This window comes from Rhodococcus sp. PvP016 (assembly GCF_017832185.1).
Classification (GTDB): Bacteria; Actinomycetota; Actinomycetes; order Mycobacteriales; family Mycobacteriaceae; genus Rhodococcoides.
This window is the reverse complement of record NZ_JAFIBH010000001.1, coordinates 3,789,059-3,811,203: the sequence shown is the minus strand read 5'-3', so window position 1 is coordinate 3,811,203 and position 22,145 is coordinate 3,789,059. Positions and strand designations below refer to the sequence as shown.

15 protein-coding genes, 1 tRNA gene and 1 pseudogene are annotated in these 22,145 nt (G+C 65.7%); 7 read left to right on the top strand and 10 right to left on the bottom strand.

What is annotated here, in order from left to right:
* The first annotated feature begins 41 nt into the window (after window positions 1-41).
* From JOE30_RS17710 to dnaG, 3 genes are read left to right on the top strand one after another with little or no spacing between them, the layout of a single operon-like run.
* Window positions 42-725 (top strand): YdcF family protein, encoded by a 684-nt coding sequence (locus tag JOE30_RS17710; protein WP_204868283.1) that lies wholly within the window; start codon window positions 42-44, stop codon window positions 723-725.
* Window positions 722-1,993 (top strand): deoxyguanosinetriphosphate triphosphohydrolase, encoded by a 1,272-nt coding sequence (locus JOE30_RS17705; protein WP_204868282.1) that lies wholly within the window; start codon window positions 722-724, stop codon window positions 1,991-1,993. The genes JOE30_RS17710 and JOE30_RS17705 overlap by 4 nt, the downstream gene beginning before the upstream one ends.
* A 57-nt stretch (window positions 1,994-2,050) precedes the next feature.
* Window positions 2,051-3,976 (top strand): DNA primase, encoded by a 1,926-nt coding sequence (gene dnaG / locus JOE30_RS17700; RefSeq protein ID WP_204868281.1) that lies wholly within the window; start codon window positions 2,051-2,053, stop codon window positions 3,974-3,976.
* On the opposite strand, the gene JOE30_RS17695 is transcribed toward dnaG, so the two are convergent.
* Window positions 3,973-4,209, bottom strand: coding sequence for a hypothetical protein (locus JOE30_RS17695; protein ID WP_027505741.1), 237 nt, complete (start codon window positions 4,207-4,209; stop codon window positions 3,973-3,975). The genes dnaG and JOE30_RS17695 overlap by 4 nt on opposite strands.
* 211 nt (window positions 4,210-4,420) lie before the next feature.
* Here JOE30_RS17695 and JOE30_RS17690 point away from each other — a divergent pair.
* From JOE30_RS17690 to JOE30_RS17680, 3 genes are all read left to right on the top strand, one after another.
* Window positions 4,421-4,493 (top strand) — tRNA-Asn (locus JOE30_RS17690).
* A 691-nt stretch (window positions 4,494-5,184) separates the two neighbouring features.
* Window positions 5,185-7,899, top strand: a complete 2,715-nt coding sequence (locus tag JOE30_RS21710) for a DUF4132 domain-containing protein (RefSeq protein WP_204868280.1) — start codon at window positions 5,185-5,187, stop codon at window positions 7,897-7,899.
* A 121-nt stretch (window positions 7,900-8,020) separates the two neighbouring features.
* On the top strand, window positions 8,021-9,193 hold the full coding sequence (locus JOE30_RS17680) for a site-specific integrase (protein ID WP_204868279.1): 1,173 nt from the start codon (window positions 8,021-8,023) through the stop codon (window positions 9,191-9,193).
* A gap of 123 nt (window positions 9,194-9,316) precedes the next feature.
* Here JOE30_RS17680 and JOE30_RS17675 read toward each other — a convergent pair whose 3' ends face one another.
* The 3 genes from JOE30_RS17675 to JOE30_RS17665 form a co-directional block, all read right to left on the bottom strand.
* Window positions 9,317-10,819 carry a serine/threonine-protein kinase gene (locus tag JOE30_RS17675; protein ID WP_204868278.1) on the bottom strand — a complete coding sequence of 501 codons (1,503 nt, stop codon included), beginning with the start codon at window positions 10,817-10,819 and terminating at the stop codon, window positions 9,317-9,319.
* Between the two features lie 49 nt (window positions 10,820-10,868).
* A complete protein-coding gene (locus tag JOE30_RS17670; protein ID WP_204868276.1) occupies window positions 10,869-11,543 on the bottom strand; it encodes a hypothetical protein in 675 nt (224 codons plus the stop codon).
* A gap of 503 nt (window positions 11,544-12,046) precedes the next feature.
* A complete protein-coding gene (locus JOE30_RS17665) occupies window positions 12,047-14,149 on the bottom strand; it encodes a TerD family protein (RefSeq protein WP_204868273.1) in 2,103 nt (700 codons plus the stop codon).
* A 200-nt stretch (window positions 14,150-14,349) separates the two neighbouring features.
* Here JOE30_RS17665 and JOE30_RS17660 point away from each other — a divergent pair, with 200 nt between their 5' ends.
* A complete protein-coding gene (locus JOE30_RS17660; protein WP_204868271.1) occupies window positions 14,350-15,243 on the top strand; it encodes a siderophore-interacting protein in 894 nt (297 codons plus the stop codon).
* Here the strand turns inward: JOE30_RS17660 and JOE30_RS17655 are convergent.
* From JOE30_RS17655 to treS, 6 genes and pseudogenes are all read right to left on the bottom strand, one after another.
* Entirely contained in the window at window positions 15,210-15,764 is a 555-nt protein-coding gene (locus JOE30_RS17655) for a hypothetical protein (protein WP_204868269.1), read from the bottom strand. The genes JOE30_RS17660 and JOE30_RS17655 overlap by 34 nt on opposite strands.
* 4 nt (window positions 15,765-15,768) lie before the next feature.
* Complete coding sequence (locus tag JOE30_RS17650) at window positions 15,769-16,701, bottom strand: SDR family oxidoreductase (protein ID WP_204868266.1); 933 nt, start codon at window positions 16,699-16,701, stop codon at window positions 15,769-15,771.
* Window positions 16,702-16,871: 170 nt separating this feature from the next.
* Window positions 16,872-17,978 carry a GGDEF domain-containing protein gene (locus JOE30_RS21705; protein WP_204868263.1) on the bottom strand — a complete coding sequence of 369 codons (1,107 nt, stop codon included), beginning with the start codon at window positions 17,976-17,978 and terminating at the stop codon, window positions 16,872-16,874.
* A gap of 51 nt (window positions 17,979-18,029) precedes the next feature.
* Window positions 18,030-18,800, bottom strand: a pseudogene (locus tag JOE30_RS17640) (YihY/virulence factor BrkB family protein); the annotation flags it as partial.
* 158 nt (window positions 18,801-18,958) lie between these two features.
* Window positions 18,959-19,906, bottom strand: coding sequence for a methionyl-tRNA formyltransferase (locus tag JOE30_RS17635; protein WP_204868261.1), 948 nt, complete (start codon window positions 19,904-19,906; stop codon window positions 18,959-18,961).
* 37 nt (window positions 19,907-19,943) lie between these two features.
* Window positions 19,944-22,127: a maltose alpha-D-glucosyltransferase gene (gene treS / locus JOE30_RS17630; protein WP_204868258.1), complete on the bottom strand. Its 2,184-nt coding sequence runs from the start codon at window positions 22,125-22,127 to the stop codon at window positions 19,944-19,946.
* Window positions 22,128-22,145: the final 18 nt, after the last annotated feature.

Below are 22,145 nucleotides of genomic sequence, written 5' to 3'. Positions count from 1 at the left end.
GCCGACACCTACTCACAGGTGCCGACTGGCAGAATCGCCGTGTGAGTACCGACTACCAGTACGACTACCCGCCTCAGCCTGCACGTCTCGGCTTCGGTGGCACGCTCGCGCGCTGGCTGCGACGCGTGATCGCCGGTGTGGTGCTCGTGGGACTGCTGCTCGTGGGCGGAACCGCTATACGCGTGTGGCAGGTTGCCCGTATCGACGACCACACCCCGTCCGACGCGATCGTGGTTCTGGGGGCGGCGCAGTACGACGGTGTTCCGTCATCGGTCTTCGAGGCGCGACTCGAGCAGGCGTCGGCGCTGTTCTCCAGCGGGGTCGCTCCGCTGATCGTGACGGTCGGTGGCAAGCAGGTGGGCGACAACTACACCGAGGCGGCATCGGGTCGGAACTACCTGATGGATCAGGGTGTTCCGGGCGAGGACATCGTCGCCGTCGAGGAGGGGTCGGACACCCTGCTCAGCATCGAGGCCGTCGCGGCCGAGTTGCAGTCGCGAGGACTGACCGACATCACCCTGGTGAGCGATCCATGGCACTCGCTGCGCACCCGCACCATGGCGCGCGACGCCGGTCTGGACGCATGGACGTCGCCCACCCGCCAGGGCCCCGCCGTGTTCACTCGCGAGTCGCAGATCCACGGAATCGCCAGGGAGACAGCGGCTCTGCTGTGGTATCAGCTGACGCACTACTCCGCAGACTTCCAGTACACGGCCAGCCAGTGACGCAGTACGACGCGGCGGACCTCGAACGGCTGGTGGCGGAAGGGCCGAAGACGGCCGCGCTGATGCTCACCGAGGCGCCCGGCGATTCGCGAGGACACTTCGCCCGTGATCGCGCCCGCGTGCTGCACTCGGCCGCGTTGCGACGCCTCGCCGACAAGACTCAGGTCACCGGTCCCCGTGAGGGCGACACGCCCCGCACCCGGTTGACGCACTCGCTCGAGGTCGCCCAGATCGGGCGCAGCATCGCCGACGGCATCGGGTGCGATCCCGATCTGGTGGAACTGGCCGGGTTGGCTCACGACATCGGCCACCCGCCCTACGGACACAACGGCGAGCGGGCTCTCGACGAGGTGGCCGAGTCCTGCGGCGGGTTCGAGGGCAACGCTCAGAACCTCCGGATCCTCACAGTGCTGGAACCGAAGGTCCTCACCGAGGACGGCGCCAGCGCCGGGCTGAACCTCACTCGTGCGTCGCTCGACGCCGCGATCAAGTACCCGTGGCTGCGGCCGCGGCCGGGCGCGAAGTTCGGCGCCTACGACGACGACGCCGACACCCTCACCTGGATCCGCGAGGGCGCACCCGAGGGCCGTCAGAGCCTGGAGGCGCAGGCGATGGACTGGGCCGACGACGTCGCGTACTCGGTGCACGACGTGGAGGACGGCATCATCGCCGGGCGCATCGACCTCCGGTCGCTGGCCGACCCCAGTGAGCAGTCCGCCCTCGCCGAGATGTCGGTGAGCGAGTTCCGCGGCTTCGACCGCGACCACATGCGCGAGGCCGCTCAGCGGCTGTCGGAGATGCCGGTGGTCACCGATGCGTCCGGCTACGACGGGACTCTCGTCCGCTCGGTGGCGCTCAAGCGGATGACGAGCGAGCTGGTGGGCCGGTTCACCACCGCCGCCATCTCGAGCACCCGGGAGGCGGCCGACGGCAGGCCCGTGCGGCGCTACGAGGCCGATCTCTCCGTACCGTCGCTGGTCCGAGCGGAGGTGGCGCTGCTCAAGACGATGGCGCTGCGCTACGTGATGTCCGACGCCGGGCACCGGCTCCGGCAGGACCGTCAGCGCGATCGCATCCACCGCGTGGCGGCCTGGCTGCTGTACTCGGCGCCGGCCTCGCTCGATCCGATGTTCGTTCCCGTGTGGAACGCTGCCGCGGACGACGCGCAACGCACCCGCGTCGTGGTGGATCAGATCGCGTCGTACACGGAGTCGCGGCTCGAACGGGTGGACAAGAGCAGCGTCGGAGCGCAGGCGTCCTGGGGTTAGCGGGTCCGGGTCGGGACGGCGGGGGAGCCGTGTCGGACCCGGCACTAGACTGGGCTCGTGGCCGGCCGGATACCTGAACGCGATGTAGCCGCCATTCGCGAACGCACTCGCATCGAGGACATCGTCGGCGAGTACGTCGCACTGAAGGCTCCGCGAGGCGACTCCATGAGCGGACTGTGCCCGTTCCACGACGAGAAGAACCCGTCGTTCCACGTCCGGCCGAATCACGGCACCTTCCACTGCTTCGGCTGTGGTGAGGGCGGCGACGTGTACACGTTCCTGCAGAAGATCGAGCACATCACGTTCGTCGAGAGCGTCGAACAACTCGCGGATCGGTTGAACTACTCCATCTCGTACGAGGGTGGCGGCACCTCGGTCCAGCGCGATCGCGGCACCCGGTCCCGCCTCGTCGCGGCCAACGCGGCAGCGCAGCAGTTCTACGCCGAGCAACTCGGATCATCCGAGGCGCAGGCGGCGCGGGACTACCTGACGCAGCGCAACTTCGACGCCGCCGCGGCCAAGGAATTCGGGTGCGGGTTCGCCCCGAGTGGGTGGGACACGCTCACCAAGCACCTGCTCAACAAGGGCTTCGAGTTCAAGGAACTCGAGGCGGCCGGGTTGTCCCGCGAGGGCAAGCGGGGGCCGATGGACCGGTTTCACCGTCGGTTGCTGTGGCCCATCCGTAATCTCTCCGGCGACGTCATCGGCTTCGGCGCACGCAAGATCTTCGACGACGACACGATGCCGGGCAAGTATGTCAACACGCCGGAGACGTTGCTGTACAAAAAGTCTCAGGTGCTGTTCGGCCTCGACCTGGCGAAGAAGGACATCGCCAAGGGGCACCAGGCCGTCGTGGTCGAGGGCTACACCGACGTCATGGCCATGCATCTGGCCGGGGTCAAGACGGCGGTCGCCTCGTGCGGTACCGCCTTCGGTGACGAGCATCTCGCGCTCCTGCGTCGGCTGCTGATGGACGACAAGTTCTGGCGCGGCGAGATCATCTACACCTTCGACGGGGACTCCGCTGGCCAGGCTGCCGCGATGAAGGCCTTCTCGGGAGACCAGAAGCTCGCCGGCCAGACGTTCATCGCGGTGGCCCCGGACGGGATGGATCCGTGCGACCTGCGCCTCGAGAAGGGCGACGCGGCTGTACGTGATCTCGTCGCGCGTCGTACCCCACTCTTCGAGTTCGCCATCCGCGGCGCACTGTCCGAGTGTGATCTCGACACCGCCGAGGGGCAGGTCGAAGCCCTGCGCCGCACCGTGCCGATGGTCGCGCAGATGAAGGACCGTGCGCTGCGCGACAACTACGCGGCTCGGCTCAGCGGATGGGTGGGCTGGATCGACGAGCGCATGGTGGTCAACCGGGTGCGCGAGGAAGCGGCGAAGATCGCGAAGGGTGGCGCTCCGGCGCCGCTCCGGCGGCCGGTGCGCAGTACCGAGACCGAGAAGGCCGCGCCGGTCGGTCCGGCGCATCCGGCGCGCAACGACCCCACCCTGTGGCCGCAGCGCGAAGCCCTCAAGGCCGTCATGCAGCACCCCGGTATCGCCGGGTCCGTGTTCGATTCGCTGCCGCACGAGACGTTCGGGCACCCGGCGTACGCCGCGGTGTCCGAGGCGGTCCGCGAGGCCGGTGGAACGGCCGCGGGGCTCGGGGGCGGGGAGTGGCTCGATGCCGTCGGCAAGAAGGCGGAGCCGAAGGGATTGCGCTCACTGGTCACGGAACTGGCCGTCGAGGCCATGCCCATCTCCGACGAGGCGACCCCGCGCTACATCTCGGGTGTGCTCGCGCGGCTGCAGGAAGTGTGGGTAGGCCGGCAGGTCGCGGAACTGAAGTCGAAGCTGCAGCGCATGTCACCCATCGACAAGCCGGACGACTACAACGCGCTGTTCGGCGACCTCATCGCGCTCGAGCAGTACCGCCGCAGCCTGTTGGAGCAGGCAGTCGGCAGCACCACGGACGCGGAGTTCCCCGCCGTCTAGAGCTTGTCGTGCGGGATGTAGAGCTGAGTGTCGTCGACCTGCTTCATCGGCTCGAGCTTCGGCTGCGTACTGAGGGTGTCGGCCAACTTCTGGCGTCCGGCCGACACGACCTTCTTCGTCGCGGGACTCGACGCCACCGCCTTCGTCGCACGGCTGATCTGTTCGTAGCGCGCCCGCCCCGCCTTGGTGCCGAGCACGTATCCGGCAGCGATGCCGGCCAACATTCCCATCATGTGAGCGTGAGTCCTTTCGAGACGTCTCCCCATATCCTGCCCGACAGCGCGGACATGCGCCGTGGGCGGGGGGCGCACAGCCCGCCGAGATCTACGCGGACGAACGGAAGTGCCTCCGACCAGCCGATTTGGTGGTGTGCGGGTGTGATGAGCTAGAGTCTGTTCTCGGTCGAGGACACATCCGTAAGGGTCTGTTCGCGGCCACGGACATTCCCCCATAGCTCAATTGGCAGAGCATTCGACTGTTAATCGAAGGGTTTCTGGTTCAAGTCCAGATGGGGGAGCGCCTGAGACCCCCGATCATGCATCTGAGATGTGGTCGGGGGTTTTCGCGTCGTCGGCGCCATGGTGCATACACGTCGGGTTCCTGACGAAAGTTTCGGTGTTTCAATCGGCAGACTGTCGGGGCGGGCCCCTACTGTCGATGCGATGAGCTCCAGATCTTCGACGTGGCAGGTGCCGGCGCAATGGTGGCGGCGCGGCGAGGCGGTGCACGGCCGGACGCCGACGCCCGCGCCGTCGAAGGCGCCGCTCAAACCTGACGCGATCGACGGTCTCATCGAACGGGTGGCGGACCAGTTCGATGCCGTCCTCGATCATCCCGCGACACCGCCGGAGTGGGCCGATGCTGCCCGCGCGTTCGTTGCAGGCCACCATTCGCCCACGGAGAACGTGACGCCACTCGCGGCGGCAGCGGTGTGGATGGTGTCGACCCAGCACAATCAATACAAGATGCGAACACCGTTCGTCGTGTACTTGATCGGTCGATTCGGGGCCGCGTTCGCCGCGGAGGCTGTCGTCGTAGCAGCGGGGATGACCATCGAATATCACCCGAGTCCGCAACCCAGAACCATGGCCACTAGTTCCCTCAGCCACCGAATCGGCATGGACACCGTCAATTTCTGGGTCGACGACGCCTACAGCCGCGTGCGATCTGCGCTCGCCGCACTGTCGGACAACGAGTACGCGGCAGCTGTGGAACGACTCGCGGAGTTTCGCGGCTCCTGCTTCGCGCGTCGCATCGCGACGTCATTCCTGTTGCCGACCGAACACGACTGGGTTGCGGCCGATCTGCAGAAGTCGTCCGGACTCGACCGCTATCAACGGAGTATCGGCCTCGTCCTGCTTGCCAGTGTCAGCGACGTGGCTGCCGTAGAGACCGCGTTCGAGCTGGTCGAAGACCGTGCCCGTGCGATCTGGAATGTTGGGATCTATCCGCGCATCCTTCACGCCATGTGTGCCAACATCGGGCCGGGGTTGGAGCCGATCGTGGGTGAGATCTTCGACGGCAATCTCTCGTCCGCCAACAAGAAGCGGTGTGCCGAAATTCTTGCGGAATTCGACACGGACGCGGGGGTGTCGGAACTCCTGGACCGGTTGGGCACGAAACACATAGAACCTGCTGTCCTCGACGCGATGGACCGTGCACCCGAGCGGGCGGCGCGGATGTTGGAGGAGTCGGACAAACCGCTCGCAGGGGCACTGCTTCGCGATCTGTACCGAACACACCCTGAACTTGCCGGACCCGAGTCACGGGACGAGCCGACCACGCTGTCCGCGAATGCCGTTCCCACACTTCTGGCGTCGCCGCCGTGGCTCGGGCCTCGGAAAGCGTCAGCCCCCGTCGTGATCGACGTCGACGAGCCGTCGACGGAGTTGTTCACGGCATGGCTGCCCGGAGAGCGAGAGGAATGGGCCGCGGCGGGCACGCCGTATCCACCCTCTGTGTGGCGAAAGACGTGGGCGGACTTCATCAAAGAGGTGACCGATGGCCACGGGCGATATCCACTGAGCTACGTGGCACACGCACCGGATGACATTATCCGTCCCCTACTTCCGACGATTACCGAATCGTCCTACCTGTGGCAGGCAGAGGGCGAGATCCGTCGTATCTTGGCCCGATTCGATGTCGACGCAGCGGATTACGTACTGCGAACAGTGATCACCAAACCAGCGCAGACCGTGCACGTCCTTCTACCGGTGGGCGGCAGCGCTGTAGCCCGTCGGATGGTGAACTGGTTGCAAGCGAGGTCGGTGAGGCCAAGCGCTCTTGAGTGGTTCGACCGGCACATCGACTCGGCAGCGCCTGACGTCGTCGCGTCGGTGCTGCGCCAGAAGGGTGCGCCGCGACTGACAGCGGAGAAAGGCATGCGCACGTTGGCCCGGCGTGGTCACCGCGACGTACTGGTCGCTGCTGCAGAGCAATTCGGGCCGAAAGCGAGCGCCGTGGTGGCCACGATCGTGGACCTTGATCCGCTAGCGGTGCTGCCACGCACCATCCCGACGACTCCGGCGTGGCTCGACCCCGCGTTGTTGCCGCCGCTCGTTCTGACGGACACCGAGGCGCCCCTACCCGCAGATGCCGTGCAGAACGTTCTCGTCATGTTCGCGATGTCGAGGATGGACGAGGTCTATGCCGGGATCGACATCCTGCGCGACCTCGTCGACGCGGATGACCTTGCCGTGTTCGTGTGGGACGTCTTCGAACGATGGGCGGCGGCAGGCTTCCCCGATGCTCAGAATTGGGCGTTGGACGCACTGGGGATCGTTGGCAACGACGACACCGCGCGGAGGCTCACACCACTGATCCGAACGTGGCCGCTCCAATCCGCACACCGCAGGGCCGCAGCAGGATTGGAAGTTCTGGCAACGATCGGCACAGACGCAGCACTCGGCCATCTCTGGACTATCTCGCAAGCGCTGCGGTTCCCGGCGCTGCGAGCCAAGGCCGATACCCGCATCCGGCGCATCGCCGACGAACTGAACCTCACGCCACTCGACCTCGCCGACCGCCTGGTTCCGAACCTCGGACTCGACCCTGACGGCACGACGACATTCGACTATGGCGACCGCTCGTTCATCGCGACCTTCGACCACCGCCTGAGCCTGATGATCGTCGACCGCGACGGCAAGACTCGCGACCGTCTTCCCCGCCCGGGACAACATGATTCGGATCTCGCCCGTGAGGAGTACAAGCGGTACACGACTCTGCGAAAGGATCTCGGCGCGGTCTCCGGCGAGCTGATTGCACGCTTCGAGAAGGCGATGGTCGCGCATCGAACGTGGCGCATGGGCCAGGTGAGAACCCACCTGGTCGCGCACCCCTTGACGTGGCATGTCGTGAGCAGGCTCGTCTGGTCTACGGGCAGTGGCACGCACTTCCGATTCTCGGACCTCCGGTCGCCCATCGATGCCGATGGTGCGCACGTCGAGATCGCAGATGAGGTCGACGTCGCGGTGGCGCACCCCCTGACGATGGGTGACGCGGTGCGAACCTGGCAGCACGTGCTCGACGCCGCGATGGTGCAGCAGCCGTTCGAGCAGGTGCACCGGGCTGTCTTCACTGGTGACCTGCAGGCTGCCATCGGCGGGCTGGAGGGAACGAAGGCATCGACACGGCAACTGCTGTCGTTGAAATCCCGCGGGTGGATTCGAGAGGAGCCCCAGGACAAGGGGGCGCAGATCTCCTTGGAGAAGCGCGTCACGGACGCGGTGACCGTCTCGATCATGGTCTTTCCGGGCTTCAACGCTGCCCAACCTGTGTTCTCGGAAATACAGAAGATCGTCTACATCGCGATCAGTGAAGACGAGCTGACACCGGTTGCGTCGTCCGAATTACAGCGTGATCTGTCGACAATCGACACCCAGCCGATCCGAGGAGACGAGCCCGAGTTGGCGGGCGAACTGTGAATGTCAGAAACCCGTGAGCAGTTAGTCGTTAATTTCACTTAACGCACCGTCAGCCGTGAAACGCCAGTTCAGCACAGTTTTGGTCCGCGACCATGTCGGACGACGGGTCTAGGCTGCAAGTATGGAGTCCCGACCTGCCGAAACGGCCCACGTGCGCGCTCTGGCGACCGTCTCGGGTCCCTCGGAGGGCGCGAGAGCGCCGGCGATTCCCGAGGCGGTGGCCGCTCGCATCGCCGGAGCGGTGCAGTTGTCCCGGTCGGCCGGGACCCGCCGTGCCTACGCCGCAGGGTGGAGCCGCTTCACCGAGTGGTGCACCCGCCACGGGCATGTCGCGCTCCCGGCGCACCCTGTCACCGTCGCCGCCTACCTCGTCGACGCTGCCGACACCGTTTCCGCGGTGGGGGAGAAGGCGTACGCCGCCAGCACCCTGTCCTCCTGGGTTGCGGCCATCAACCACTACCACCGGACTGCTGGACACCCGCAGCCGTCGGCGCACGAGCTTGTTGCCGCCACGCTCGCCGGTATGCGCCGCGACTACGCCACCGCCGGCGACCGACCCCGGACCCAACGGGCACCACTCCTCGTCTCCGACATCCGCCGCCTCGTCGACACCGCCCGCCACCAATGCAACGGGTGGGCCGACGACGTCCTCGAGCGCCGCGACAACGCGCTGCTGCTCCTCGGGTTCGCCGGCGCATTCCGCCGCTCCGAGCTCGCCGCCCTCGAATGCCGCGACGTGACGCTGCACCGAGAGGACGGCCTGCACATCCGACTGCGCAAGACCAAGACCGACCAGGAAGGCCGGGGGGTCGTCCGCGCCCTGCCCACCACCGACTCGCACACCACCTGTCCACCCTGTGCGTACGTGCGGTGGGTGCAGGTTGTGTCAGCCTTCGACGCCGGCGGCCGCTCCTCAGTCATTCGACTGCTCCGTGGACGGGCGCCGTTCCGCGATCATGTCTGCCGCGGGGGAGTGCCCCGCACCACCGCACGGGCACCGCTGTTCCGGGCAATTGCCAAGAACGGCAACCTCAGCACCACACCGATCTCCGGTGCCGCGATCCACAAGACCATCCGACGCCGCGCCGAGCGTGCCGGCTACGACTCCACCCTTGTCGCTCAATTCGGTGGGCATTCTCTTCGATCCGGGTTCGTCACCCAAGCCTTTCGTAACGGCGCCGACGCGCACGCCATTATGCGCCAGACCGGGCACACCACACCCGCGATGCTCGAACGCTACGCTCGCGAAAACGCACCACTGATCGGCAACGCAGTCAACGACATAGGATTATGATCCTTACAGGCTCAAGTGTAAGAGCCGAAATCCTCAGGTCTAGCGGCCAGATTCCGGAACTGTCGTGTCCCAGGGGCAGAGTCCGTCATGACACGGGGTCAACAAGATTGGCCTCGACTTAACTTACTGTGCTGCGTCGCGAACAGCCTCGGTGAGCAGTGCGAGGACACTTTCAGTGTTCAGTTGTTTGCTGTCGGTTATGAAATCGTGGTACGTAACCACTCGAGCGGTGTTCTTCTGGTCTTCGATTGGTGGGTAATCCGCCATTTCACGGCCGACCATGTGCGCCGACCGCTGCTGAGTGTACCGCTGCAGGACCCAACTACCACGGTCCGTTTTAGCCTCGAACTGGTAGCCGATGTTGGCAATCGCCTTTTTCTCTCCGTTGAGCGCCGCAGCGTAGACAATTCCGGCGAACAAGATGGGCTGTTGTAACGCCTGGTTTCCGTACGCGAACGCGCTCATCCTTGAACCATCGAGACCGGACAATTCCTGCGCATACTCGACGGCCTTGGGCGCGAGTCCTGACGTCCACGGCCACGGTACGAAAGCTAGGCGAACGGTTCCGAGGCGGAGAAACCACTGCGCATTATCGGTCGTGAGTGCGATGTCCGGTGCGCCCGCTGAGGCTTCTTCTTCGGATGACCTCAAAATTTCTTCGAGGTCGGCCTGAGATTGTATACGTAAATCGTCCACCCGACGCGCGTGCTTGCGCTGGTTCGCCGTGACGGCCTCGTCGTTCGCTTCCTTGAGGTCGAGCGCCGCTGCTGCTTCCGCGAGTTCGGCTTGACCGGTGCTGAGCGGCCGTCGAGCATTGGTCAATGCTTCTATAATCTCGCGCGCATCTTGCGGCCGTTCAGCCGGGTTTTTCTTGAGCAAACGCGTGGCCAGGCGTCTAACGGTGGGTGGAACGGTGTCCGGCAGATCAGCCGGAACCGTGTGGAGGTGGTGGTTTCGTTGTGCTTCGAGCGATCCAGCGGGGAACGGACGTGCCCCGTTGAGTACCTCGTGCAGCAAAACTCCGAACGCGTAGAAGTCAGACTTGGCGGTTCGCGGCTCACCATTCCAGACCTCAGGTGGCAGATACTCTGATGTTCCATACTGCGCGAATGTCTTCGTTGCGGTCTTGGTGCTGAGATTGCGCGCGATACCAAAATCTGACAGTAACCATTGATCGTCGAACCGCAGTACATTCGCAGGTTTGAGATCGCGGTAGGCAATGCGCAAATCCTGCAATTCTTGAAGCCCTTGCGCGATCTGAATCAAGGTCCCCAGACCTTCGCGCAGATCGAAACGACGTGCTTCGAGCTCCTTCTCCAAGGAACCGTCTGCGCGCTGCATGACAACATAAAACCGATCGCGGTCGTGAAAGAATGCCTTCGGCTTCAAGAGATGAGTAGTTGCAGAACCAGACTGCTGGATGAGGGCATTGATGTCACCCTCACGGCCCAGCTCCGAGTCGATCTCGGAGGCCGCAGACGACGGGCTCAATTCCACGACTTTGATCGCTAGTGCCTCACCTGCTGAGGAACCACCGTAGACATTACCGAAGCCTCCACGCCCTATCAGGTCGCTCGGGTCATATGTCCACGCTCTTCCCGACGGATCGACTATCGTTTCTACCATGCTTCCCCTCTTCTTTTGGCTAGCAAGTCGAATTCCTTTTCGCGATCGTCTACGACCCTATCGCGAGTTGTCCAAGAACCGCGACCAGTGGACTGCTGGCCACTGACACGGTGAACGGGTAGACGAACTGTTCGGCGACGTCTTTCCATCTTGATTTTTCGGAGGTGCTGTGTACGGAAGCGACGCCCACAGCCATCATCAGTCGATCCACGGCGATTCTCAGATCGAAGTCACCGACGATGTCGAAACGGTCGAGGCAATCCCTCAAGTGCAGCACTAAGTTGGCCAAATAGAGGCGTATCTCCTCCGATAGCGAGTCGTCGGCTTTGACCAGTTCGGCGATGCGATCGCTGAACTGTCGGATGTCGTCGCGCTGTTCGTCTGTTGTTCGCGCGATCCAGGTGTCCATGATGCCAGCGAGGGTGTCAAGCAATGCGAGATCTTGCGTGGGAATACCGGATGCGCTGTCCTGGTTCCACCCGTGGGGGTAACCGACTATGGCTGCGGTCCACCTGGGCACCGCTTCGACGTACGGTGTCACTCGGGCTTGCTGCGCCTGCTGTCCGGCGAGCGCTTCCGAGATGGCATCGACGTATCCCATAGCCCGCCGAACGTCCGACCATGCCGGAGACGCCGTTGAATCGATTCCGCGAATATCGCTTGCTGAGCCGTTCACGCACCATGACGTCAACAAGCCGTGCAGCAGTGCCGCTGGGTTCGCCATGCGTCGAGATCTTAAGGGGTGGCCCCGACACCGCTGTCGTTTCTGAGAGAAAGCCCACTGAGATCTCGAGTTCGCCTCTTCTCGATTCACTGTGTCCTCGTCACCCGCAATCCGGCAACGATGTCGGATCCGGTTGAAACCGCCAAATTTTGCCGACCCCATCAGCCCGTCCAGGTGGTTGTTTGTCAAAGGGCACGCTTCACGGTGCGTTAACAGCAATTTATGACCCCGGTGAGTGCATGCGGCACCGCGAGCCGGCCTCGGCGGCGTCGGAAGCCGGTCCCGCGATCTGCTGACCGAGTCCGGTACTACCGGATGATGTGCGCGAGCGTACCGAGTGTGCACAGAGCAATTTGCTTCGAGCGAGCAAACCCCCGGTCATGTCTGGCTGTCTACTTAGCTCGGAAATCTACGTTTCAGATCGACCAAGTCCCGAAAGTCCGTTCAATCTTCGCCGCACGCCAGAACCCTCGCGTCAGTGGTTTGCGATCGGGTCGCCCAGCTCAATGAGTTTGAGCGGCCCAGTTCTCCGGAGGATCCACCGGCTCCGGAGCCGCCGACACCCACTCCCTGATCGTTTGAAGTACGTCCGTATAGAACACGTCGACAGCAGCGGTGACGCTGGTGACGAACCCCGACGCGGTACCGGATCTCTTGCTTCCCATCGTGGTGATGCGAGTCAGTGAGAACGTCACGATGTGCCCCTGGCGACCGTCGGTGAGTGCCTTGGGCGTGGCGCGAACAGTCGCCAGAGTTTCGCAGGCGACCACGCCGTGTTCCGAGAAAACAGCCTCCACGAGTAGATCCTCGGGTGCCGACCCGAGCTGCTTCATGATCCAGGACAGTCGCTTGGTCGTCGATCCCTCGTCAGGAGCATTCACGGTCGTTGTGCAGGTGACTCGGTTTGCTCTGAGGTCGACGCTGACATCCAGATCGCCCGCAGTTTCCGGAACGCGGAATGACGCGCCGAGTGTGCCCTCCGACGCGAGTTTGTCCACGAAGAACGCGGTCCTCTGAGTCGGGTCGTTCACCAGCCGTCGTGGGAGAACGTGGCGCACCGGCACGCCGAGTTCAGCGGTGAGTCGCTGGGAAAGGTGCCTGGAGAGGCTCAGCCACTTGTCCGCGACGAACGACACCTTCTTGTCGCCGGCACGCAGCGTGCCGGCGGCAATGCTGTCCCGGACACTCACCCAATGTGGTCCCATGTCGACGAAGTCCGCCGCACCTGATCGAGGATGCGCGAGATACCGAACGAATTCGGTCAGAATCCATGCTTCGAGACCGTCCTCGATACCGCCGTGAGCCAACAGCATTCGCGCCTCGTGAACGACATCGGTCCACGAGAGGTGCCGGAGGTCGACCTTGGCGAGCTTACGTCTGTCGACCTCGACGGGAAGGTCCCCGACACCGGGAGGCACGTCGTTGGACAGGCTGACGACGACGTCGTACTTGTGGCGCCGCGCGACATCCAGATAGTTCTCCAGTTGGTCTCGGCGCAATTCGCCCGAACCCGTCTTCACTTCGAGCAGCGCCGTCCACATCCTGGATCCTCGGGCGACGCGAAAGACGGCGTCCGGGATGACCTTGGTTTCGCCCTTCGTGTACGGAACTTCGACGTAGCCTTCGAATCGGCCTGCCGGTGCGCCGACACGTCCACTGATTGCGCGCGCGAAGGGCCTCACGGCTTGCATCGTGGCAACGAGTGCGGCAGTCGCACGGCGCTCTTGCTCGTCGCCGGACCCGACCCCGACGACAGAGAACAGTCGGGCGGGCGCCCAGTTGTCCCCGTCGGCGGAGACGAAAGTGAAGGGCTTCGCCTTCCTCGGCACAGCTTTCGTGGTGCGCACTCCGCGACGCGTGGAGGCGGGCGCGCGCCCCGTGGTCTTGTCGGATCCATCTTCCTGAACCGATGCGGATGTCGTCGTCGTGATCGGCATGTCGACAACAGCGGACGTAACTGTCTCATCGAGCTCAGATTCGACAGAACTCGGTTCGACGACATCAGGTGCCACACTCACCACATCGTCAGCGACGGGATCAGCTCTGTCGACCACCTCCGGGTCGGGCACATCGCTGTTCTCGATCGACACCCCGTAATCGGTTGCCAATCCCTCCAGCCCACTGGTCCATCCCTGTCCGACCGCCCTCAGCTTCCACCGACCCCCTCGCCGGTACACCTCCCCGAATACGAAGGCCGTTTCGTCCTTCGCATCCGCTGTGACGTACTCGCCCAGCGTCACGCCCGCACCGTCGATCACACGCAGGCTCAGCTTGCCGAGGTCACCGAACGTCCCCCCGGTCACGCTTCCCGCGAGCGCCACGGTCAGAACGGCCGGGTCGAGAAGTGTCAGGTCGATACTGATGCGTTCGGACATTCCGTCCTCCGCGGCACTTCGCCCGAGGTGACGGATCGCGCCGTCGGAACTCTCAGGTTGGTTGTAGAACACGAAGTCGTCGTCCTTCGACACCGTGCCCGATTCCGCCAGCAGGAGTGCGGACGCGTCCACGTCGCCCGCGTCGTCGACCCAACTGATCAGGATGTCCATCTTCGAGATCCCATCGGGAAGTTCGACATTCTGGCCTTTGGACAGCAGGCTCGACGTCATCGGTTGCTTTGGTTCGGTCGGCATCTCTTCGCGCACGTGTCGATCAGACCACACGGGCCGTTTCGTCGGGACGCGTCTGTGAATCGAATTGCTCGGGAGTCCTGCGCCTGCGGGCAGCAACTCGTCGTGGCACCACCATGAGCCGAGCGGTCAGGGTAGCCTAAGTCGAGTTCACGACCTCGACTGCGGGAGTTTCATCGATGACCGACGACACCGAGCCGACCTTCTACTGGGCCGAGGTGGTGGACCGGGTGACCCTGAGCCCCAACCTCGTTCGCCTCACCTTCGGCGGAGAGGACCTGCGCCGGTACCGGCCGGCCGGTGTGGCCGACGAGTGCGCCGCTCTCTACTTCCCGGCTCCTGGCAAGTCTCGGCCGCCGGCCATGCAGTGCGTCGACGGGGTGTGGTGGTACCACGACGACGCCACCCGTCCCGAGGGCCGCAACTACACGGTGCGCAAGGTGACCGACGCCGGTGAGCTGGTGATCGACTTCGTCGCCCACGAAGGCGGGGTGGCCGCCTCCTGGGCGCTGTCGGCGCGACCGGGCGACGTCGTGGTCGTCACTCCACCGCGGCACTGGTTCGCGCCGCCGGCGGACACCACGTGGTTCCTCCTCGCGGCAGATCTCGCCGGGCTTCCGGCGCTGGGCCGAGTGCTCGAGGACTTGCCCGCGAACACTCGGGCCCATGCGATCGTCGAGGTTCTCGACGAGGCCGATGTGCAGACGTTCGAGTCGGCGGCCGACGTGACCGTGCAGTGGTGCGTCGGGTCCGGCAACGGGCACGGTCCCGGGGTGCTGCCGGACGCGGTGCAGGCGTGGGAGTTCCCGCCGGGCGAGGGTTACGTCTTCTTTGCGGGGGAGGCCGCGGACTCGCGTGCCGTTCGCAAGTACGTGCGCCGCGAGCGGGGGATGGGCGTCGACCGTTTCGACATCATCGGTTACTGGCGCGTGCGAGCCGAGCAGTGGCTCGCGAAGTACACGGCGGTGGAGAAGGAGGTGTCCGCCGTCTACGTGAATGCGCTGCAGGAAGGCCGTTCGGAGTCCGAGGCGGCTCTGATCTACGACGAGGCGCTGGAGAAGGTCGGTCTCTGACGCACGCCTCGGCGAGCGAACTCCAGGAGCACCGCACCGGAAGCCACCCCTGCCACGATGTCGATCCACATCCGGTCCGCCCCGGCGACGGCCAGCACGAATCCGAGCACGCCGAGAGCGGTCAACGCCGCGCCCAGGACGTCGAACAGTCGCAGGTGCCACAGGCGCGCCAGGACGATGAAATGCACCCCGACCACGACGGCCACCCAGGCGACCCCGGCCTCGGGAAGTCCGAGCGGCCCCGCCACCACGCGGACGCCGACGAACAGCAGCACCACCTCGGCGAGCACGATCACGGCGTAACCGCGTCCGAACGGTCTGACACCCGCGGGCACCGAGGCCACGGGATTGCGCGCGATTCCCACGAGAACGGTGATCGCGGCCGCCGCAGCGGCCACACAGAACGCGAGACGCAGGAGCCCGGGCGACGACGCCGAGTTGACCACCACGAACACGAGTCCGAACACGGCGCCGATGAGGGATCCGAGTTTCTGCGGGGGCAACCGGCGACGAGTGCTCATGGACTCAGTGTGGCAAGTCTCCGGTCCGCGCGCTCATCTTCCGCGGGGGAGGGGCGGTCCTGGAGTGGAATACATTGCCCTCCGAATCGTCTTTGGGCTCGCGCGCGATGCCGAAACGCCACATCAACGGCCCGACGAGTCGATCGAAGACCGCCGGCACCAGCGAGTAGCCCGCGGACGCGAACTTGTTGACGAGACCGAACACCGCATCGGCATCCCTCTCACGCTGTGGGCGCCGGACGACCGCCGCCACGGCGCGGGCGATGACCTCGGGCTCCGCGACGGGGGGAGGCGGCGATCCCGCTCGCCCGACGACGGTGGCGGCCTGCTCGTAGATCGGCGTGTTCACGGCACCGGGTGCGACGGCACTGACGTGTACGCCGGGATACTGCCGAACCTCCTGCTGGAGAACGCGGGTGAGGCCACGCAGTCCCCACTTGGACGTGACGTAGGTCCCCATCCACGGCACCGCGATGCGGCCCAGCAACGATCCGATGACCACGAGGTGGCCGTGCTCCTGGTCGCGGAACACCGTCAGCGTCGACCGTGCGACGTTCGCGGACCCGAGCAGGTCGACCGACACGGCGTGATCGAACACCTCGGCCGGGGTGTCGAGGAACGTCCCGTAGGACATCACCGCGGCGGAGTGCACGCAGACGTCCAGGCGGCCGAACTGCTCGACGACCTCGGTGACGACCTTGGTCACGTCGTCTCCGCGCACCACGTCCACCGGCTTGACGGCCACCGCGGCGGCGCCGCGATGCAGGCACTCGTCGGCCACGGCGGCCAGACCGTCACGGCCACGGGCACACACGACGATCGACCATCCGCGCTCGGCGTACAGGTGGGCGGTGGCGCGACCGATACCGCTCGACGCGCCGGTGATGAGGATCGTCCCTGCGGATCGACGATCGGAGGGAGAGATGGACTGGGTCATGGATCACCTTGAGTATCGACGCACTGCCGACGTCGGCGCGCGTCCAGAGAGTCGACGGCCGAGACCGTCGATGGTGACGCCAGTTCTCGACGCCGTCGACGCCGCGGATGTGACCGGCGGCGTCCCAGAGCTGTACCCCGAATTCGGAGTCACGAGCAGGACGAGACCGATCAACGTCGATATTTCTCGCGATACATCGCGTTGTCCGCCCGCCTCATCAGTTCGTCGAGGTCCGGGCCGACGCCGCCGGGAGCGGGGTTCCACACCGCGACCCCCGCACTGACGGAGAGCTGCGCGGCGCCGAGTCCGTCCAGGGCGGTCGTCCCGAGGTCGAGGACCTCCTGTTCGCCGGCCCGAGGGAGGACGACCACGAATTCGTCGCCGCCGACGCGGGCGATCAGATCGTCGGAGCGAAAGCTCCTGTGGAGAATGCCGGACAGTCGCACCAGCGCCGTGTCGCCCGCCTCGTGGCCCGCACGGTCGTTGATCTCCTTGAGACCGTCGAGATCGAGATAGAGGACGCCGACGGGCGCGGCGTCACGTTCGCACTCGGCCAGCGCGTGCGCGGCGCCCCGCGCGAGTCCGCGCCGGTTCAGCAGGCCCGTGAGGTCGTCTCGATGAGACAGCGAATCGGCTTGCGCGCGTGCTCGATCCACCGTCCTGTAGCGCTCCCACAGCAGACCGATGGTGCGGATCCGCACGTAGTGGATCAACCCCGCCACCAGAACGGTGCGCACGATCGCGGCCGCGAAGGTTGGCACCCCGACGTCTCCGATTCCGTTGATCGAGGCCAGGGCGATCCAGGCCAGCACGCCCACGGTGACGACGACGACCACGTGCCATCGTCGTTGCAGCAACGCGGCGGCGGCGACGATGGAGAGCGCCAGTCCGAAGGCGGGGAAACCTGACTCCGCGTCGGCGTTCCCCAAGACCGGACTGGCGATGACCAGGGCCGCGGCGACGAACGTCACGACGTCCGTGTGACGGTAGAACCACACGGCCCGCGGCGTGTGCAATGCCCAGAACGTCGTGGCCGCGAGCGCGGAGACCAGCAGGTTGTAGGACTGGACCCACCAGTGAACCGCGTAGTCGGGGTCCGTGGTGATCCACAGGAACACTCCTGCGTACAGGACGGTGCACAGCACGCAGATCGCGGCGAGGCCTTGGACGACCACCACGTCGGATCGCACCGGATCGCCGTCGTGAGCGCTCTCGCGCCACCGCCGACGCGCTCGGCGTGCGGACGCCACCAGCGCACCCGCCCCCGTGTCACTCACTCGCGCAGACCGCCCTCGCTCCGGGCCCCCGTAGCCCGTGTCACCACCACGCTACCGGGCGGACGAGTCCTCGCCGTGGGAGAGGCGCAGGGCGCGACCACGTTCGACGTGTTCGCGATCGGTCTCCTCGTTCTTCTCCGAGACGCGCGTGTCGCGCGGCGGAAGCTGCAGATGGTCCTCGGCCTCGATGCCGGCCTGGAGTTGGCGGCCGCGCTCGAGCTCGGAATCGAGTTCCGCTCCGAACAACAGAGCGAGGTTGGTGATCCAGAGCCACAGCAGGAAGATGATCACGCCGGCCAACGAGCCGTAGGTCTTGTTGTAGCTGCTGAAGTTCGCGACGTAGAAACCGAAGAGCACGGACGCGAGGATCCACACGACGATCGCCATGCCGGCCCCCGTGCTGATCCACCGGAACTTCGGCTGCTGCACGTTCGGCGTGGCGTAGTAGAGGATGGCGACGGCCAGGACGATCAGCGCGAGCACGGCGGGCCACCGCGCGATGTTCCACACCGTGAGTGCGGTGTCGCCGGCACCGATCGCGTCACCGACTGCCGTGGCGACGGGACCGCTGACGGCCAGCATGAGTCCCGCTGCAGCGATGCAGATCAGGCCGATGAGGGTCACGAGCAGCATGACCGGCCGCAGCTTCCAGATCGGTCGACCCTCGTCCACTTCGTACATCCGATTCATGGCGCGGCCGAACGCGCCCACGTAGCCGGACGCCGACCAGAGGGCGCCGGCCAGACCGATGATCAGGGCGAGTCCGGCGGTGGGCGCCTGCACGAGCTGCTCGACTGGTCCGCGCAGTGTGTCGACTGCGGACTACCCGCGCTCGCCCGATGCAAACCGCCGCTGGGTCACGCGGACAACGGCGGGGTCGGTGCGTCGTCCACCTCGTGCACGCCGCGGACGAACTCGGCGAGAGCGGCCTGCGCGGTGTACCGAGGTGCCCAGTCCAGCAGGTCGCGGCGCACCGAACGTCAGGGAGCGTCGGTGAGGTACCCGCCGCCGCGGGGGAAGTACTCCGCAGCGGGGATCGTCCGGTCGTCGTCCTCGGTGCGCACCGCGTCGATGACGAGCGCGCGGTTACGGCCGAGGTGGGCGTTCGGGCCGGAGACGATCGCCATGCCGTCACCCTCGTGGATGAAGACACGACCGGGTGTCCCCCCGTAGATGCCCTGCGACACATGCGCTTCGACGATGCGGAGCCGACGGCCACGGTGGTGGGTCCACGCATTGGGGTAGGGGTCGGACTGAGCGCGGACCAGACGGTCGATGTCCTCGGCCGGCCACGTCCAGTCGATACGGCTGTCGATGTCCGCACGCTTGTGGAAGAACGTGCGCTGCGAGAGGTCCTGCGGGGTCCACACCGCGGTGCCGCTCTCGATCGCGCCGAGGGCCTCGAGCAGGACCTCGGGGATGAGATCGATGGTCGCCTGGACCAACTGGGTGGCGGTGTCGCGCGGGCCGATCGGAACGGACCGCTGGATGACGACGTCGCCTGTGTCGAGTTCGTCGTCCATGCGGTGCGCGGTCAGGCCGGTCTCGGCCGCACCGCTGATCAGCGACCAGATCACGGGGGAGAAGCCCGTGAACCGGGGCAGCAGCGAATCGTGCAGGTTGAGGGTGCCGTGCGGCGGCATGTCGTAGATGGACCGGGGCAGCTTGGTGCGCCAGTTGTTCGCGACGATGATGTCCGGCTTCGCCTCCTCCAGTGCGACGCGCAGGGCATCGTCCGGAGTGAGGGCGAGATGGACCGGCACGTTGTGAGCGCGTGCCAGATCCTCGACGGAATCCGACCAGATCGACTCGTACGAGTGCTCACTGGGCGGATGAGTGACGGCCAGCACCACCTCGTGGTCGGACTCGATGACCGTCCGAAGCGTCGTGTGTCCCCAGGTCTGATAGCCGAACATCGCCACTCGCATGCTGGTTAGCCTAACCTTCCCCGGCCGCCGTCCTGCATCAGCCCCTGAGCATCACCGGGACGCCCTGGTAGGGCTGCAGGGTCATCGGGAAGCTGCCCAGCTCGTCGACGACGGCGATGTCGTGGTCGGTGAACAGGTCCACCACCGTGGCTCCGCCGGTGAGGTGCTTCGACTGCACCGTCGCGTGGATCTCGTCGCCGGTGAAGTTCAGCACCGTCGCCGAGACGGACCCGTTGCCCAGCTGGTGCACCAGGACGAGCAGCCCCTTGTGCGACACGGAGGGGACGTCGAGCTGGGTGGCCGTCGCGATGCCGTACCTCGTCCGCACATCGAGGATGCGGGACAGCTGACGCGCGAACGACGTCGAGTCCTTCATCTGCTCCGGCAACGAGCCGTAGAGGCTGCGGCCACGCGGGATCCCGGACTCCGACCGGGTGGCGTCGGGTGAGGTGTTCATGAGGTCGTGCGCCCCACGGTTGATCCAGCGGGTGTCGCCCTCACGGATGAGATCGGCGACCTCTTCCGCGGGCACCGGCAGGATGCCGGTGAGGTCCCAGCCGGACAGCGCGAACACGCCGGGTTGCAGCGCGTTGTACATGGCCAGCATGAGATGGGCGCGCTTGACCGTCTCGATGTCGGTGTCGTCCATCCGGTCGAGGTCGCGGATGCCCAACGACGCCGTGATGACCGACGCGGTGGTGCAGGCGATCCCGTTGTTGGTGAACGTGCGGTTGTACGGCGCCCAGCGGCCGGTGAGTCGTTCGCACAGTTCGGCGCGGATCTGGTCACCCAGATCGCCGCCCTTGATCACGTCGCCGCCGTACGAGAACTCGTCCTCACGGTGCAGTGTCGCGAAGTGCACCAGCTCGAAGGTCATCTCGTCGTGGTTCTGCAGCGCGTGCACCAGCGACGCGGTGTCCACGCCGTGGTCCCGCGCCAGATTCATGGTGAGCCTGAGGAACTCGGTGTTCCCCATGACGAGCGCGTGGTGGTAGGCGGGACGGTTGATGAAGTCGTAGGACAGGTCGGCGCCGCTGCTTCCCATCGCCTTGATGTCGTCGATGGTGAGGTTCAGCTCCTGGAAGGTGAAGCCGCCCATCTTGCGCACCACGCTGGAGATGAGGTGGTTCGCCGCCTCCGAGAGCGGGTGCCCCTCGGACCATCCCGGACCCTCGGTCCGGCGCTCGACTCCGAGGAACCCGTTGGCGTCGAGTCGCAGTGCGCCGGCGCCGAGGTCCGCGATGGAGTGGCAGGCGTCGCCGATGACGAGGCGCATGCCGGCGAACGAGGGATCGAGCCAGTTGATGGAGGGCTGACCGGCCTTGAAGTAGTGCAGGTACACCCAGCGGCGCTCGACCCCGTCGACCCCGCGGATGATCGGCGTGGCACTCCAGTTGGTCTCCTTGACGCCCATCTCGTAGAAGATGACACGCTGGAGCTGGCCGACGATGTACCCGGCACGAGCGAGATTGGCCTCGGACTCGGCATCGATGTTCACCGAGTCCTGGCCCGCCTTCACGCGGGGGAGCAGGTGCCAGTCCTGCGGCTCGATCTCCACCATGTGATAGATGCCGGGGTAGTCGGAGACGTTCATCTCCGCCAACCGGAAGTCGGCGCCCTTGCCGGTGTGCCCGGGGACGATGTCGTCGATGACGATGCCTTCGTATGCGGACGCGACGACGCACAGCCGACGGAACTCCTCCTCGGAGCCGAACGCCGGGTCGATCTGCATGCTGACGCGGTCGAAGTGGCCGTCCACCGACGGTGTGGCGTGCCACCCGTGCAGTCCACCGGCCTCCTTGACGGGGCCGGTGTGCACGGCCGTGATTCCGATGTCCGAGAACACCTGCCACAGGGCCTCGTCGCCGAGCGTGCCGAGGAAGCTCTGCCCGGGAGCCGCGATGAGCGAGATGGGGTACGCGGTGAACCACACGGGTGCGCGCTCGACGGCTGCGCGCGGATCCGGCGACGCGTAGGGGTTCTGCCACATGCTGCCCTTCCCGGACAGCTGTTCGGCGATCAGCTTGGCATCGTGCAGCATCGACCGGTCGACGAGCCACGACACGTACTCGGGATTGGTGGCGTCGGCGTCACCCTGGGGCAGCGCGCCCGCGGTGCGGTACGCACGACGCACCGACGGCTTCAGCGGGCGAGGCCTGGCCGGGTAGAAGCTCTCGTCGTACGTGATCTCGCTGGGTTCGTGCTGAACTTCCGGATCCACTGTTCCTCCGATGTGACG

Excerpts from the sequence above, each read along its gene's own strand:
- JOE30_RS17635 (WP_204868261.1), bottom strand. The coding sequence starts at position 19,906 with ATGCGAGTGGCGATGTTCGGCTATCAGACCTGGGGACACACGACGCTT.
- JOE30_RS17665 (WP_204868273.1), bottom strand. The coding sequence starts at position 14,149 with ATGACGTCGAGCCTGCTGTCCAAAGGCCAGAATGTCGAACTTCCCGAT.
- JOE30_RS17680 (WP_204868279.1), top strand. The coding sequence starts at position 8,021 with ATGGAGTCCCGACCTGCCGAAACGGCCCACGTGCGCGCTCTGGCGACC.
- JOE30_RS17670 (WP_204868276.1), bottom strand. The coding sequence starts at position 11,543 with ATGGCGAACCCAGCGGCACTGCTGCACGGCTTGTTGACGTCATGGTGC.
- JOE30_RS17695 (WP_027505741.1), bottom strand. The coding sequence starts at position 4,209 with ATGATGGGAATGTTGGCCGGCATCGCTGCCGGATACGTGCTCGGCACC.
- JOE30_RS17660 (WP_204868271.1), top strand. The coding sequence starts at position 14,350 with ATGACCGACGACACCGAGCCGACCTTCTACTGGGCCGAGGTGGTGGAC.
- JOE30_RS17655 (WP_204868269.1), bottom strand. The coding sequence starts at position 15,764 with ATGAGCACTCGTCGCCGGTTGCCCCCGCAGAAACTCGGATCCCTCATC.
- JOE30_RS17675 (WP_204868278.1), bottom strand. The coding sequence starts at position 10,819 with ATGGTAGAAACGATAGTCGATCCGTCGGGAAGAGCGTGGACATATGAC.
- JOE30_RS17650 (WP_204868266.1), bottom strand. The coding sequence starts at position 16,701 with ATGACCCAGTCCATCTCTCCCTCCGATCGTCGATCCGCAGGGACGATC.